Source organism: Actinacidiphila epipremni, from assembly GCF_012034175.1.
Taxonomy (GTDB): Bacteria; Actinomycetota; Actinomycetes; order Streptomycetales; family Streptomycetaceae; genus Actinacidiphila; species Actinacidiphila epipremni.
On sequence record NZ_JAATEJ010000020.1, the window covers coordinates 138,766 to 152,806 of the forward strand.

The 14,041-nt window shown below is 73.1% G+C and carries 11 protein-coding genes; 5 read left to right on the top strand and 6 right to left on the bottom strand.

The features are described 5' to 3' along the window. Positions 1–21: 21 nt before the first annotated feature. Entirely contained in the window at positions 22–1,206 is a 1,185-nt protein-coding gene (locus HCN08_RS23220) for a dipeptidase (RefSeq protein WP_167985138.1), read from the top strand. Between the two features lie 19 nt (positions 1,207–1,225). Here the strand turns inward: HCN08_RS23220 and HCN08_RS23225 are convergent, their stop codons facing one another. Together HCN08_RS23225 and HCN08_RS23230 are read right to left on the bottom strand one after the other, a co-directional pair. Next, positions 1,226–1,594 carry a VOC family protein gene (locus HCN08_RS23225; protein WP_167985139.1) on the bottom strand — a complete coding sequence of 123 codons (369 nt, stop codon included), beginning with the start codon at positions 1,592–1,594 and terminating at the stop codon, positions 1,226–1,228. Positions 1,595–1,669: 75 nt separating this feature from the next. Continuing rightward, entirely contained in the window at positions 1,670–3,037 is a 1,368-nt protein-coding gene (locus tag HCN08_RS23230) for a UDP-glucose dehydrogenase family protein (protein ID WP_167985140.1), read from the bottom strand. A 174-nt stretch (positions 3,038–3,211) separates the two neighbouring features. Between HCN08_RS23230 and HCN08_RS23235 the strand changes: the two genes are divergently transcribed. Together HCN08_RS23235 and HCN08_RS23240 are read left to right on the top strand one after the other, a co-directional pair. Beyond that, positions 3,212–4,387 (top strand): acyl-CoA dehydrogenase family protein, encoded by a 1,176-nt coding sequence (locus HCN08_RS23235; RefSeq protein ID WP_167985141.1) that lies wholly within the window; start codon positions 3,212–3,214, stop codon positions 4,385–4,387. A 235-nt stretch (positions 4,388–4,622) separates the two neighbouring features. Then, positions 4,623–5,264: an LAETG motif-containing sortase-dependent surface protein gene (locus HCN08_RS23240; RefSeq protein WP_167985142.1), complete on the top strand. Its 642-nt coding sequence runs from the start codon at positions 4,623–4,625 to the stop codon at positions 5,262–5,264. A 117-nt stretch (positions 5,265–5,381) separates the two neighbouring features. Here HCN08_RS23240 and HCN08_RS23245 read toward each other — a convergent pair whose 3' ends face one another. After that, complete coding sequence (locus HCN08_RS23245; RefSeq protein ID WP_167985143.1) at positions 5,382–6,629, bottom strand: LCP family protein; 1,248 nt, start codon at positions 6,627–6,629, stop codon at positions 5,382–5,384. 139 nt (positions 6,630–6,768) lie between these two features. Between HCN08_RS23245 and HCN08_RS23250 the strand changes: the two genes are divergently transcribed. After that, positions 6,769–7,365 (top strand): acyl-CoA thioesterase, encoded by a 597-nt coding sequence (locus tag HCN08_RS23250; RefSeq protein WP_167985144.1) that lies wholly within the window; start codon positions 6,769–6,771, stop codon positions 7,363–7,365. 63 nt (positions 7,366–7,428) lie between these two features. Here the strand turns inward: HCN08_RS23250 and HCN08_RS23255 are convergent, their stop codons facing one another. Next, the gene (locus HCN08_RS23255) at positions 7,429–9,036 is read right to left on the bottom strand and encodes an LCP family protein (protein ID WP_456319013.1); all 1,608 of its coding nucleotides are present in this window, start codon (positions 9,034–9,036) and stop codon (positions 7,429–7,431) included. Positions 9,037–9,150: 114 nt separating this feature from the next. On the opposite strand from HCN08_RS23255, the gene HCN08_RS23260 reads away from it, so the two are divergent. After that, positions 9,151–10,248, top strand: a complete 1,098-nt coding sequence (locus HCN08_RS23260) for a glycosyltransferase family 2 protein (RefSeq protein ID WP_167985145.1) — start codon at positions 9,151–9,153, stop codon at positions 10,246–10,248. On the opposite strand, the gene HCN08_RS23265 is transcribed toward HCN08_RS23260, so the two are convergent. Together HCN08_RS23265 and HCN08_RS23270 are read right to left on the bottom strand one after the other, a co-directional pair. Then, complete coding sequence (locus HCN08_RS23265) at positions 10,230–12,071, bottom strand: LCP family protein (RefSeq protein WP_240970352.1); 1,842 nt, start codon at positions 12,069–12,071, stop codon at positions 10,230–10,232. The genes HCN08_RS23260 and HCN08_RS23265 overlap by 19 nt on opposite strands. Positions 12,072–12,249: 178 nt before the next feature. Further along, the gene (locus tag HCN08_RS23270; RefSeq protein ID WP_322974627.1) at positions 12,250–13,980 is read right to left on the bottom strand and encodes an LCP family protein; all 1,731 of its coding nucleotides are present in this window, start codon (positions 13,978–13,980) and stop codon (positions 12,250–12,252) included. Positions 13,981–14,041: the final 61 nt, after the last annotated feature.

Consider the following 14,041-nt stretch of genomic DNA (forward strand, 5'->3'; position numbering starts at 1 on the left):
CGGGCACATAGGCTGACCCGCATGGACCTCCTCGCCCGCGCCCGCGGCCTGCTCGCCGCCCACCCCGTCGTCGACGGCCACAACGACCTGCCGTGGGCGCTGCGCGAGCAGGTCGGCTACGACCTCGACCGGCTCGACGTCGCCCTCGACCAGAGCGAGCGGCTGCACACCGACATCCCGCGGCTGCGGGCCGGCGGCGTCGGCGCGCAGTTCTGGTCGGTGTACGTGTCGGTCAGCCTGACCGGCGCGGACGCGGTCACCGCGACGCTGGAGCAGATCGACGTCGTGCGCCGGATGACCGACCGCTACGCCGACGACCTGGCGCTCGCGCTCACCGCCGACGACATGGAGCAGGCCCGCAGCAAGGGCCGTATCGCCTCGCTCATGGGCGCCGAGGGCGGCCACAGCATCGACGACTCGCTCGGCGTCCTACGGGCCTTCCACGCCCTCGGGGTGCGCTACATGACGCTCACCCACAACACCAACACCGCGTGGGCGGACTCCGCGACCGACGAGCCCGCCGCGGGCGGCCTGACCGCCTTCGGCGAGGAGGTCGTCCGGGAGATGAATCGGCTGGGCATGCTGGTGGACCTCTCGCACGTGTCCGCCGACACCATGCGCGCCGCCCTGCGCGTCACCGAGGCGCCGGTGATCTTCTCGCACTCCTCGGCCCGCGCGGTCTGCGACCACGTGCGCAACATCCCCGACGACGTGCTCGCGGCCCTGCCCGGCAACGGCGGCGTGGCCATGGCCACGTTCGTGCCGAAGTTCATCCTTCCGGCGGCCATCGACTGGACGCTCGCCGCCGACGAGAACATGCGCGCCCACGGCCTGCACCCGCTGGACACCACGCCCGCCGGCATGGCCGTCCAGCGCGCCTACGAGGCGGACCACCCGCGCCCGCTCGCCACCGCCGCGACCGTCGCCGACCACCTGGACCACATGCGCGAGGTGGCCGGCGTCGACCACATCGGCCTCGGCGGCGACTACGACGGCACCGCCTTCACCCCCGAGGGGCTGGACGACGTCGCCGGCTACCCGCAGCTGATCGCCGAACTGCTGCGCCGCGGCTGGTCCGACACCGACCTCGGCAAGCTCACCTGGGGCAACGCGGTGCGGGTGCTGCACGACGCCGAATCCGCGGCGGCCTCGATCCGGCTGCGTCGCGGACCCTCGACGGCGACGCTCGCCGCCCTCGACGGCTGAGCGGTACGCGGCGGGCGCCTCAGTGCGCGCACAGGCAGAACGGGTGCCCCACCGGGTCGGCGTAGACCCGCCAGTTGCGGCTGCCGCCGAGGTCGTCCTCCAGCAGCTTCGCGCCGAGCGCCAGCACCTGCTGCTCCGCCTCGTCCATCTGCGCGCGCGGCACGGAGATGTCCAGGTGGTACTGCTGCGGGCGCGCGGGGTCGGGCCACACGGGCGGCCGGTAGTCCGCGACGCGCTGGAAGGACAGCGCCGGGCCCTCCTCGCGGGCGAGGTCCACCCACTCGTCGTCGTCGACCTCGACGCGCCCGCCGACCAGTTCGGCGTAGAAGGCCGCGAGCGCGGCGGGGGCGGGGCAGTCGAGCACCACGGAGCTGAGCCGGCCGATCATGGCGGTTCCTTTCCTCGTCACTGATGGCCGCCGATGTCACCGACGGCCGCCGACATCACCGACGGCTGCCGTACGTCAGGCGTTCGGGCGGCCCATCGCGCGGTACGTCCAGCCCGCCTTGCGCCACACCGCCGGGTCCAGCGTGTTGCGGCCGTCCAGGACGACCCGGCCGCGGGCGACCTCGGCCAGCGCCGCCGGGTCCAGCTCGCGGAACTCGCGCCACTCGGTCAGGTGCAGCACTATGTCGGCGCCCCGCACCGCCTCCAGCGCGCTCGCGGCGTAGCCCAGCGTCGGGAACTGCGCGCGGGCGTTGTCCATGCCCTTGGGGTCGTAGACGGTGACCTGGCCGCCCTGGAGCTGGATCTGGCCGGCGACGTTGAGCGCCGGGGAGTCCCGTACGTCGTCGGAGTCCGGCTTGAAGGTGGCGCCCAGCACCGCGATACGGCGGCCCAGGAAGCCGCCGCCGGAGGCCCGCCCGGACGGCGCCGACGCCAGCGCCTCACGCGCCATGTCGACCATCTGGGTGCGGCGCCGCATGTTCGTCGAGTCGACCTCGCGCAGGAACGTCAGCGCCTGGTCAGCGCCCAGCTCGCCGGCCCGGGCCATGAACGCGCGGATGTCCTTGGGCAGGCAGCCGCCGCCGAAGCCGATGCCGGCCCGCAGGAATTTGTGGCCGATCCGGTCGTCGTAGCCGATCGCCTCGGCGAGCTTCGCCACGTCGCCGCCGGCCGCCTCGCTGACCTCGGCCATGGCGTTGATGAAGGAGATCTTGGTGGCCAGGAAGGCGTTCGCCGCGGTCTTGACCAGCTCGGCCGTGGGGTAGTCGGCGACCACGAAGGGCGTGCCCTCGGCGACCGGCCCCGCGTACACCTCGCGCAATGTCCGCTCGGCCCGCTCGCTGCGCACGCCCACCACGATCCGGTCGGGGTGCAGGGTGTCCTCGACGGCGAAGCCCTCGCGCAGGAACTCCGGGTTCCAGGCCAGCTCCGCCTCCTCGCCGGCCGGCGCCAGCTCCGCCAGCAGGTCCGCGAGCCGCGCCGCGCTGCCGACCGGCACGGTGGACTTGCCCACCACCAGCGCGGGCCGCTTCAGCAGCGGCGCGAGCTGCCCGAAGGCGCGGTCGACGTAGCTCATGTCGCACGCGTACTCGCCCTGCTTCTGCGGGGTGTTGACGCACACGAAGTGCACGTCGCCGAACTCGGCGACCTCCTCCCACGACAGGGTGAAGCGCAGCCGCCCGCTGGACCCCTCGATCCCGGCCACATGCCGGGCCAGCAGCTCCTCCAGGCCGGGCTCGAACATCGGCACCCGGCCCTGTGACAGCAGCTCGATCTTGCGCGGGTCGATGTCGAGCGCGAGCACGTCGAAGCCGAGCTCGGCCATCGCCGCGGCATGGGTGGCCCCGAGGTATCCGGTGCCGATCACGGTGAGCTTGAGAGGCATGCGCTGAGCATAGTAGGCAGGCACCCGCCCGGATCAGGGTGCGCGCACCCCCCGCGGCCATGCCGCCGCGCGCTTGTCACGGACGTCACGTAGGCCGCCCGGCGCCCGCGGCCCTAGGATCGTAGGGTCACGTAGGTTACTTAACGGTAGTTAGCACTCGGGGAGTGAGACTCTGTGGCCGGATCCTCCGACTTCGACCTTTTCCGGACCTCCGAAGAGCACGACATGCTGCGGGAGTCCGTACGGGCGCTCGCCGAGGCGAAGATCGCGCCGTTCGCCGCCGAGGTGGACGAGCAGGCCCGCTTCCCGCAGGAGGCGCGCGACGCGCTGGAGGCCAACGACCTGCACGCCGTGCACGTCCCCGAGGCGTACGACGGGGCCGGCGCCGACGCGCTGTCCACCGTCATCGTGATCGAGGAGGTCGCCCGGGTGTGCGCCTCGTCCTCGCTCATCCCGGCCGTCAACAAGCTCGGCTCGCTGCCGGTGCAGCTGTCCGGCTCCGAGCAGCTCAAGGCCCGCTACCTGGGCGCGCTCGCCCGCAAGGAGGGCATGTTCTCCTACGCCCTGTCCGAGCCCGAGGCCGGCTCGGACGCGGCGGGCATGAAGACCCGCGCGGTACGCGACGGCGACACGTACGTCCTCAACGGCGTCAAGCGCTGGATCACCAACGCCGGCGTCTCCGACTTCTACACCGTCATGGCTGTCACCGACCCCGACAAGCGCTCCAAGGGCATCTCCGCCTTCGTGGTGGAGAAGGGCGACGAGGGCGTCTCCTTCGGCGCCCCGGAGAAGAAGCTCGGCATCAAGGGCTCGCCCACCCGCGAGGTCTACCTCGACAACGTCCGCATCCCCGCCGAGCGCATGATCGGCGAGGAGGGCACCGGCTTCGCCACCGCGATGCGCACCCTGGACCACACCCGGATCACCATCGCCGCACAGGCCCTCGGCATCGCCCAGGGCGCACTCGACTACGCAAAGGGCTATGTCGCCGAGCGCAAGCAGTTCGGCAAGGCCATCGCCGAGTTCCAGGGCATCCAGTTCATGCTCGCCGACATGGCCATGCAACTGGAGGCCGCCCGCCAGCTCACCTACGCCGCCGCGGCCCGCTCCGAGCGCGCCTCCGCCGGCAGCAAGGGCGAGGACCTCACCTTCTTCGGAGCCGCGGCAAAGTGCTACGCCTCCGACGTGGCCATGTCCATCACCACCGACGCGGTCCAGCTCCTCGGCGGATACGGCTACACGCGCGACTACCCGGTGGAGCGGATGATGCGCGACGCCAAGATCACGCAGATTTATGAAGGCACGAATCAGGTCCAGCGGATCGTCATGGCGCGGAACCTGCCCGCGTAGCAACTCTGTAACAGCAGATGCGCAAAGAGCACCCGGTTCGGGTGCTCTTTGTGTGTCTGGGGTCGAGTTATGGTCGGTTTGCGATCAATTGACAAGCCCGAGCGGCGACTTGTAGAGCTGTGAGCGCCATCAGCCGGGCGGGGGGCCGTCGCGGTGACGAAACGGCCTCTTCCGCGCTTGAGATCTGATCCCGTGAAGGGAAGACGTGTTCACAAACCGCCGCACCGCTATCGCGGTGCGTTCCATAGGCGTTGCCTCCGCCGCCGCCGCTCTGGCACTGGGCGTTGCAGGCACCTCGTACGCATGCGATATCAAGGACTTCTCCGCCAATATCTCCTGCGACCAGGAGAGCGGGAAGGGCACGCTGCTCGTCCACGACACCGACGGCATCCGCCCGGTGACCATCGTTGTCACGACCGACAGCGGCGCGCCGGTCACCTCGGGCTCCTTCACCGACCGCGGCAGCGACTTCAGCCTGAGCGTGCCCTGGACGCCCGGCACGCATTACGTCGTCACCGCCTCGGTGAAGGGCTGGGTCGACAACGAGGTCATCACCAAGGGCTCGACCACCGTGTCGGACGAGACCTGCGGCGCGACCCAGACCGCCCCGCCCAGCTCGCCGCCGGCGACCTCGCCGACGACGACGCCGACCACCCCGGCCGCCGGCGCCCCGACGCCGAGCGCCACCACCAGCTCGCCGGCCGTCGCGGTCGCGGACACCAACGCGCCGAAGCCGGCCGGCGGGACGTCCAACCTCGCCGAGACCGGTGGCGGCAGCAGCACCGGCCTGATCGCCGGCGTCGCCGCGGTCCTGGTGGTCGCGGGCGGCGGCACCGTCTTCGCGCTGCGCCGCCGCAGGCCGGCCGCGCACAGCTGACACCTCCCGTACGGCCGACGGCCCCGGTTCCTCCCGCGTGATCGCGGGGGAGCCGGGGCCGTCGGCGTCAGAACGGGCACTACGGGTGGGGCGACGGGCGGGGCGCGGGCGGGGCCGCTACTTCGTGACGGTCACCTTGTCGTCGTTCTTCAGCTCGCCGAAGAGCGTCTTCGCCTTGGTCATGTCCCACTTGACGGCGTCGCCGTCGTTCGGCGTCATGTAGTTGGCGTTGGCTATGGGCACGGTCAGGGAGTGCCCGTCGCCGCCCGTGACGCCCTTCATCGCCCAGAACATCGAGGCGAGGTCCTTCAGGCTCATCTTCTTGTCGACGATGAGGGTGTCCAGGCCGGAGCCGATCACCGGGTAGAGCTTGAACGGGTTCAGGATCGTCGAGGGCGAGGCGGCCTGGTGCGCCAGGGTCGACAGGAACTTCTGCTGGTTGCGCATCCGGCCGAGGTCCTGGTCGGCCTCCTGGTGGCGCTGCCGGACGAAGGCGAGCGACTGCTGGCCGTTGAGCTTCTGGCAGCCCGCGGCGAAGTCCGCGCCCGAGGCCTTGTCGTGCAGCGGCTTGTCCAGGCACATGTTCACCCCGCCGAGGGCGTTGACGAGGTTCACGAAGCCCGCGAAGCCGATCTCGGCGTAGTGGTCGATGTGGATGCCGGTGTTGTACTCCACGGTCCTGGTCAGCAGCTCCGGGCCGCCGTCGGAGTAGGCGCGGTTGAGCTTGTGCGTCGAGGCCGCGTACCGCTTGTGCGACTGCTGGCCGGTGAACGCCGGTATGGTCACGTACGAGTCGCGCGGCAGGCTCATCATCGTGGCGCCGTTGCTGCCGGTGTGCAGGATCATCATCGAGTCGGTGCGCTGGCCCTCGGCGGCGCCGGTGTGCAGGTTCTTCTCGTCCTCCTTGGTCAGCCCCTCACGGCTGTCCGAGCCGACGATCAGGTAGTTGGTGCCCTTGCCCGTCGGCGGCCGGTCCTCGACCTTGCTCAGGTCCACCTCGCGGCGCACCTTGGAGTCCGCCCAGAAGTACGTGGACACCGACACCGCGAGCAGCACCACGACCAGCCCGAGGGCGGTGTAGCCGATCTTCCTGCGGGTGCTCCAGCGGGGGGTGCGCGGCGGGCGCGCGGCGCGCGGGGTGCCGCCGGTGCTCGGCGGGCCGTAGCCGTCGCCGTCACCGGGGCCGCTCGGCTGCGGGATCGCGCCGGGCGGCAGCCGGTCGCCGGGCGCGGGGCGGCGGGTGGGCTGCGGCGGGATCCCGCTCGCAGCCGCCGCCTGCCGGCGTGGCGACAGTTCGGGGGGCAGCGGCGGCTCGGACAGCCGGCGCTGCTCGGTGTCATCGCTCCAACCGTTCATGCCGTTCATGTCGGCCAGTGTGCCCGGCTGCGGCGTGGGACCTTGAATCAGGGGCGGTTCTGTAGCAGACTCGATGCATTCCGGTACATTCGGCCGCCCGCCACAGCCGTTTCGTGACGCGCCCCGGGCCGGACATACAGTGGCAGCCATGATCGACCCCTCAGCGGCCTCCCCCGGCACCCCGGAGCCGCCCGCCGCCCCGCAGGTCCCGCGCGTCCCGGCGATCCCGGGCAAGCCGACCTCCGCCGCCCGCATCACGCTCTCCCACATCATGAGCGCGCACGACACCAACCTGCTCGGCACCGTCCACGGCGGCGTGGTGATGAAGCTGGTGGACGACGCGGCCGGCGCCGTCGCCGGCCGGCACTCCGAGGGCCCCGCCGTCACCGGCGCGATGGACGAGATGGCCTTCCTCGAACCGGTCAGGGTCGGCGATCTGCTCAAGGTGAAGGCCCAGGTCAACTGGACCGGCAAGACCTCCATGGAGGTCGGTGTACGGGTGGTGGCCGAGCGCTGGAACGAAGCCGGGCGGCCCGCCAAGCAGGTCGCCAGCGCCTATCTGGTCTTCGTCGCCGTCGACGCCGAGGGCCGCCCGCGCCCGGTGCCGCCGGTGCTGCCGGAGACCGACGAGGACCGCCGCCGCTGGCAGGAGGCGCAGATCCGCCGCACCCACCGGCTGGCCCGCCGCCGCGCCATCCTGGAGCTGCGCCGCGAGCGCGCGGAGCCCGAGGCACCCGAGAGCTGACCGGGGGCGCCTCAGGGGCGGCCACCGGGCCTCCCAGCGGCCCCCCGCGCTCGCCTGCGCCCCTCAGGGGCAGCCCACCTGGTCGCCGGTGAGGGCGCCCGCCTCGGGCCGCGAGCCCGGGTCCGGCACCGGCGCGGTCACCGGCCGCACCCGGGCCAGGGCGAAGTCCGGCCCGAGCGTGACGTGCAGCACCGGCCCCTGCTTGGGCGCCGGCACCAGCTGCGCGCCCGGCAGCGCGACCGCCAGCGCCTTCGCCGAGGCGTCCCAGCGCGGGTCGTAGCGGATGACGGTGTGCGGCACATGCTCCTTGGCCGTCGTGGGCGTCCCCGTGGTGGCGAAGCCGGTGGCGTGCAGCGCCTTCTGCGTGTCGCCGGCCAGGCCCGCGACCGCGGTGCCGTTCTCCACCGCCACCCGCACCGTCGCCGGGTCCACCGCGACCGGCACCCCGGCGGGCGTGGCCTTCGCGGCCGGCCGCGGGGCCGTCAGCGGCCGGTCCGCGCGGATCGCCGCCCACAGCCGGCCGGCCTTGAGCGCGTCCCACTTCACGGTCGAGCCGATCCCGGGCACATTGAAGCTGGTGTTGCTCAGCGGCACGGACTGGAATTCCGACGACGCGGGCGAGAAGCCCTTCATGGCCTGGGCGAGGTCCACGATGTCCTTGCTGTCCAGGCCCTGGTCCGCGCGCACCGAGCCCAGCACCGCGGAGACGACCTTGCGCAGCCGCAGCGGGTCGCTCAGCGTGCCCCCGCTGGTGACCTTCGCGATGACCTGCGCCATGAACCGCTGCTGGCGCTGCATCCGCCCGAGGTCGGCGGCGGGGTCCACATGCCGCGAGCGCACATATTGCAGCGCCTGGCCGCCGTCGAGCACCGTGGTGCCGGCGGGCAGGTCCAGGCCGGTGTAGGAGTCCTTGAGCGGCTTGGAGGTGCACACCGGGACGCCGCCGAGGACGTCGACGGTCTTCATGAAGCTGGTGAAGTCCACTTCGAGGTAGTGGTCGATGTGCACCCCGGTCAGCTGCTCGACCGTGCGGACGGTGAGCTTGGGGCCGCCCTGCGCGTACGCCTGGTTGAGCTTGGCCGGGTGGGTGGCGGCGACGGGCCTGCCGCCCGGCCTCGCGCCGCCCTTGCGGTCCTGCGCGCCCGTCTCGGGCCCGGCGGCGGCTGCGGCAGCGCCCTTCGCCGGCGTACGCGCCGGGTACGGCACGCTGCCGGCCGGACCGGGCGGCCGGGGGAGCAGCACGTACGTGTCGCGCGGGATGCTGACCACACTGGCGCGGGAGTGGTCCTGCGACAGGTGCACCAGCATCATCGTGTCGGTGCAGTGGCAGGGCGCGCCGCCCAGGTGGTACTCCTTCTTCTCGTCCGGGGCCAGGTTGTCCCGCCCGTCGGTGCCGACCAGCAGGAAGTTCGTGCCCTTGCTGCCGCCCGGCCGATTCTCCATACCGCCGAACGCGTCCACCCGGCCGATCGCCCCGCTCACCCCGGTGACCACCGCATGGCCCACTCCGCTCGCGGTGATCAGGAGCACGGCCACCCCGCCGAGGATCCTGGTGCTCAGCCGGATCGGCCGCAGCTGCCGCGACCGGTGCCGCCGCGGTACGTGCCCCGGCCGCCGCCGCCCGGGCTGCGGGCGCGGGGCGGTGGCGGGACGACGGCTGGCAGGCGGCACGGGCTGGCCTCCCCGGCGTACGGACGGCAGGACCCGTTCAGGCTAGGGACAAATACGACTGTCAGCCTTGCCCCCACGCGCCGGTTCCCCCCGATGGCGGTAACGTTTCCCGCGATGAACGCCGTGAACACCGCCTCCGCCCCCGCGCTCCCGGCCGTCTCCGTGATCATGCCGGTGCTCAACGAGGAGCGCCACCTCCGCAACTCCGTCCGGCACATCCTGCAGCAGAGCTACGCGGGTGAGCTGGAGGTCGTCATCGCGCTGGGTCCCTCCAAGGACCGCACCGACGCGATCGCCGCCGAGCTGGCCGCCGAGGACCCGCGGGTCCACACGGTGCCCAACCCGACCGGGCGCACCCCCGCCGCGCTCAACGCCGCCATCAAGGCGTCCCGCCACCCCGTCGTGGTGCGGGTCGACGGCCACGGCATGCTGTCGCCCGACTACATCTCCACGGCCGTGCGGCTGCTGGAGGAGACGGGCGCGGCGAACGTCGGCGGACTGATGTACGCCGAGGGCGAGAACGCCTGGGAGCAGGCCGTCGCCGCCGCCATGACCGCGAAGATCGGGGTCGGCAACGCCGCCTTCCACACCGGCGGCAACGCCGCGCCCGCCGACACCGTCTACCTCGGTGTCTTCCGGCGCGAGGTGCTGGAGCAGCAGGGCGGCTACAACGTGGAGTTCATCCGCGCCCAGGACTGGGAGCTGAACTACCGCATCCGCGAGGCCGGCCACCTGATCTGGTTCTCGCCCGAGCTGCGGGTCTCCTACCGGCCGCGGCCGAGCGTGCGCACCCTGGCCAAGCAGTACAAGGACTACGGGCGCTGGCGCCGGGTCGTGACCCGCTACCACCGCGGCTCGGTCAACCTGCGCTACCTCGCCGCGCCCGCCGCGCTGCTGGCCTGCGTCCTCGGTGTCGTCGGCGCCTTGCTCACGCCGTGGACGCTGGTGCTGCCGGCCGGATACCTCGCCGTCATCACGGCCGGCTCGCTGCCGGCCGGCCGGGGCCTTCCGGCCGCCGCCCGGCTGCGCATCCCGCTGGCGCTGGCCACCATGCACATGTGCTGGGGCTACGGCTTCCTGACCAGCCCGCGCTCGCTGGCCCGCCGGGTCATCGCCAGCCGCCGCCCCGCCGTGCAGGCCGGGGCGACGGGAGCGGCCGGGGCGACGGCGGGTGCCGCCGCACCGGGGCCCGCTCAGCCCGCCCAGCGGTAGACCGGCTGGATCGGCATGCACTTGCCGGTGTCCGCGCCGTTCATGGCGTCGGCACCGGCGGGCACGCCGCCCGCCTTGGGCAGGGTCGCGCTGTAGTCGGTGCCGCTCTTCCAGTCCGCGCCCACCGTCACCGTGACGACCTGCGCGGACGTGGACGGCTTGACGTCGCTGACCGGGATCTTCAGTGCCGCCGCCACCGACGTCGCGTCCGCCCTGCCCTGCTCGCCGGCGCCGGCCGGATAGACCACGCCGGTGCCGGGGCTGGGGTGCGCGGTCCGGGCGGGGTCGGCCTGCGTGAAGCCCGCGGTCTTCAGCGCCGTCGCGATGGCGGTCGCCCGGTGCCCGACGGCCGGGTTGCCGGCCGTGCCCGCGGTGCCGTTGACGACGCTCACCCCGATGCTGCCCGGCGCCGCGGCGGGCGGCCCGGAGGGCGCGGCGGGAGTCGGCGACGCGGTCGCCGCGCCGGGTGCCTTCGCCTTGCCGTTGGTGTCCATGGCCACGTCGTTGCGCACCAGGGACCACACCGTGCTCGCGTCCCGCGCCGGCAGATAGTGCGCCGCGGGGGCCTGCGGGTCGGCAATATGCGGCATGGTCAGCATCGTCATCCGCTCCGGCGGGATGCTCTTGAGCTCCATGCCCAGGTCGTAGAGCTTCTTCGGGGTGCCGATCTCGGACGAGACCTCGAAGGCACCCATCGCCGTCGTCGCGATCTTGTTGAGCCGGCCCGGGTTGGTGAACAGGTTCTCGCCGCGCAGCCTGCGGATGAGCGAGCTCATGTACATGTGCTGCGCCTTGGCGCGCCCGGAGTCGTCGCCGAACGCGTCACGGGTGCGCAGCCATTGCAGGGCCTGCTTGTCCTTGACGATGTGCGTGCCCTTGGTGAGCTTCAGCCCGGAGCCGCCGTGCGGGATGGCCGCGGTGGGGCGGTCCCACACACTGTGCTCCACGCACACCTCGACACCGCCGAGCACGTCGGCCATCTTCACCACGCCGGAGAAGTCGATCATCAGCCAGTGGTCGATGTAGACGTTGGTGAGGTTCTGCACGGTCGCGAGCGTGCAGCCCGGGCCGCCGCGGCCCAGCGAGGCGTTGATGATCGTGTTGGTCGGCGCGTACGTCTTGTGGGTCTTGGGATCCTCGCACTGGGGTATGTCCACCCGGGTGTCGCGCGGGATGCTCACCAGCGACATGTTGCTGCGGTCCGCCGACAGGTGCGCGATCATGATCACGTCCGCCCGCGCGCCCGCGCTGTCCGCCGCCCCGCCGAGCGCCTTGTCGGCGTCGCTGAGCCGGCTGTCGGAGCCGAGGATCAGGATGTTCATCGCCGAGGTGCCGTTGGCGTTGGCCTTCGGCTTGGCGACCGTCGTCCGGCCGCTGACCCGCTCGCCCTTGCGGATCTTGCCGGACAGGTACTCGTAGTAGCCGTACGCGGCGCCCGCCGTGCCCAGCACGCCCACCGCCGCGACGATCGCCACCCAGCGCAGCACCTTGCGCTTGCGGCTGCGCTGCCGCCGCGGGCCGCCCCTGCGGTGCCCGCCGCCGCGCCCCGGGGGGCCGGCCGGGGCGCCGGGCGGCTCCTCCCGGCCGCCGTCCGGGCCGGGGTCGTCCGGGCCGGGGTCGCCGTCGTGGGCGCCGTCGTGGGGGCCGCCGTCGTGGGGGTGGTCCGCGCCGCTCCCGTACGGGCTGCGCGGCCCGGGGATCCGGCCGGGTGCGGGCTGCGGGGGGTACGTCCGCGGTCCGTCGCGGTGGAACCCGTCGTCCCGTCCGAGGCCGCCGGCGTCCGGCGGCGCGCCTCGGCCGCCCCCCGTTCCCCCGTCGCGCATGAACGCACCCTCCCCCTGATCCGGCCGGCCTCCGCCGTCCTCCTGCCGGACGGCGTGCGGGCACGGGGAGTTGCACCCCGCCCCTGAGTTGATACGCGCGGGGTACGCGGGTCGGTTGCACACGCCGGCCCGATGCGGCGCGGCTCACCTCATTGCGCGGCCCATTTCGCGCCGCGGCTCACTTCACGCACGCCGAGTCGTCCGCCCCGGTCTTGTCCAGGTCGTCCGGCTCGGCCGAGGGGTCGGGGACGGGAACGCCGGCCCTGGTGAAGTCCGCGCCCAGCGTGAGCGCCATGTCGGAGCCGGCCGCGACCGCGGGGGAGGGGCGCAGCGCCGAGCCTGGCAGGCCCAGCATCGCCGCGAGGGTGCGGGCCTGGGCGGCCTGCTCGGGCGCGTAGACCAGCGTCGTACGGGCCGCGGGCGCGGGCGCGTTGCCGCCGTTGGCGGGGCCGCCGACGCCCTGCGTGGCGCGCAGCCAGTCCACCGTGCCGCGGGCCGCGAGCGGGATGCCGCTGCCGTTGTAGACCCGCACCCGCACATCGGCCGGCGGGGCCTTGGGGCCGAGCAGCTTCGGGTCGGTCCTGGGCTTCTTCTTCCGGCCGCTCAGCGACACGTCGTCCTTGATCAGCGTGAACAGCCGCTGCGCCCTGGCCTGGTCGACGACGACGGTCGCGTGGACCTTCTCGTTGGGGTTGTCCACCACCGGAAGTGTCACGAAGGTGATGTGCTTGACGTCCAGCTTGCCGAGGTCGCGGGCCAGGCTGGCCAGCCGCGAGACGCTGCCGATCGCGCTGTCCACGGTGAGCGCCTTGGTCGCGGTGTCGGCGAGCGTGAAGAGCTTCCTGGGGTTGGTGAGCGACCCGCTGGACTTGACCTTGCGGATCATCGCGCCGAGGAAGCGCTGCTGGAGCTTGATGCGGTCCAGGTCGCTCTGGTTCTGCAGCGCGTGGCGGGTCCGGACGAACTCCAGCGCCTGCTCGCCCTCGATCCGGTGCGTGCCGGCCGGCAGCCGCAGATGCGACTTGGGGTCCACCAGCGGCCGGGCCAGGCACACGTCCACCCCGCCGATCGCCGTGGACAGCGTCTTGACCGCCTCGAAGTCGACCATCATGAAGTGGTCGACGGGGATCCCCGTCAGCTGCGTGACCGCCCGCATCGTGCACCCCGGGTCCCGGCCGCCCACGCCCAGGCTCTCGTTGAACTTCGGGGCCGTCAGCCCCGCCGGGATGCCCGGGATGGTCCGCACCGAGCCGTCCGGCTGCCGCGTCGGGCAGTCCGGGATCGACGTCACGATGTCGCGCGGGATGCTCATCGCGGTGGCGTTGCTGCGGTCGGCCGAGACGTGGAAGAGGATCGTGGTGTCGGCGTGGCCCATGTCGTCCGGGTCGCCGTACGCGTCCCCCAGGCCCTGCCGGCTGTCGGTGCCGATCACCAGCAGGTTCAGCGGGCCGTCGCCGAGGACGTCCTTGCTGCCGGCGTCGCCGACGTCGACCGTGGTGAGGTTGCCGTTGAAGTGCTCGTAGACCAGGTAGCCGCCGACGCCGACGACGACGAGGACCAGGCCCATGGTGGCCGCCACCCACAGCAGCGCCTTCCGGCGCCGCGACAGGCCCTTCCGGCCGGCCCGTCCGCCGCCCCCGCCGCCCCCGCCGCCCGCGCCCGGCCGGCCCCCGCGACCGCCCTGGACGCCCCTGCGGCGGCGCTGCGGGGGCGCCGCGGGGGAGCGGCGCACGCGGGGCCGGGGGATGCGCTCGGGGGGCGCCACGGGGCCGCGGCCGGCCTGCCGCGGCATCTCGCGCGGCCGGGTCCGCCGTGCCGCCGCCTCGGAGCGCGGCCGGTAGGTGCCGCTGGCCGGGTCCAGCACCCACTGCCCCGCCGGATCGATGTCGTCTCGGCCTTGCGTGTCCACGGTCGCTCGGGCCCTCCATCCGGTAACCGCCGGATCGCTTACAGTAGCCGCCCGGTGTGAC

Excerpts from the sequence above, each read along its gene's own strand:
- HCN08_RS23250 (WP_167985144.1), top strand. The coding sequence starts at position 6,769 with ATGATCGACCCCTCAGCGGCCTCCCCCGGCACCCCGGAGCCGCCCGCC.
- HCN08_RS23230 (WP_167985140.1), bottom strand. The coding sequence starts at position 3,037 with ATGCCTCTCAAGCTCACCGTGATCGGCACCGGATACCTCGGGGCCACC.
- HCN08_RS23245 (WP_167985143.1), bottom strand. The coding sequence starts at position 6,629 with ATGAACGGCATGAACGGTTGGAGCGATGACACCGAGCAGCGCCGGCTG.
- HCN08_RS23220 (WP_167985138.1), top strand. The coding sequence starts at position 22 with ATGGACCTCCTCGCCCGCGCCCGCGGCCTGCTCGCCGCCCACCCCGTC.
- HCN08_RS23225 (WP_167985139.1), bottom strand. The coding sequence starts at position 1,594 with ATGATCGGCCGGCTCAGCTCCGTGGTGCTCGACTGCCCCGCCCCCGCC.
- HCN08_RS23265 (WP_240970352.1), bottom strand. The coding sequence starts at position 12,071 with ATGCGCGACGGGGGAACGGGGGGCGGCCGAGGCGCGCCGCCGGACGCC.
- HCN08_RS23260 (WP_167985145.1), top strand. The coding sequence starts at position 9,151 with ATGAACGCCGTGAACACCGCCTCCGCCCCCGCGCTCCCGGCCGTCTCC.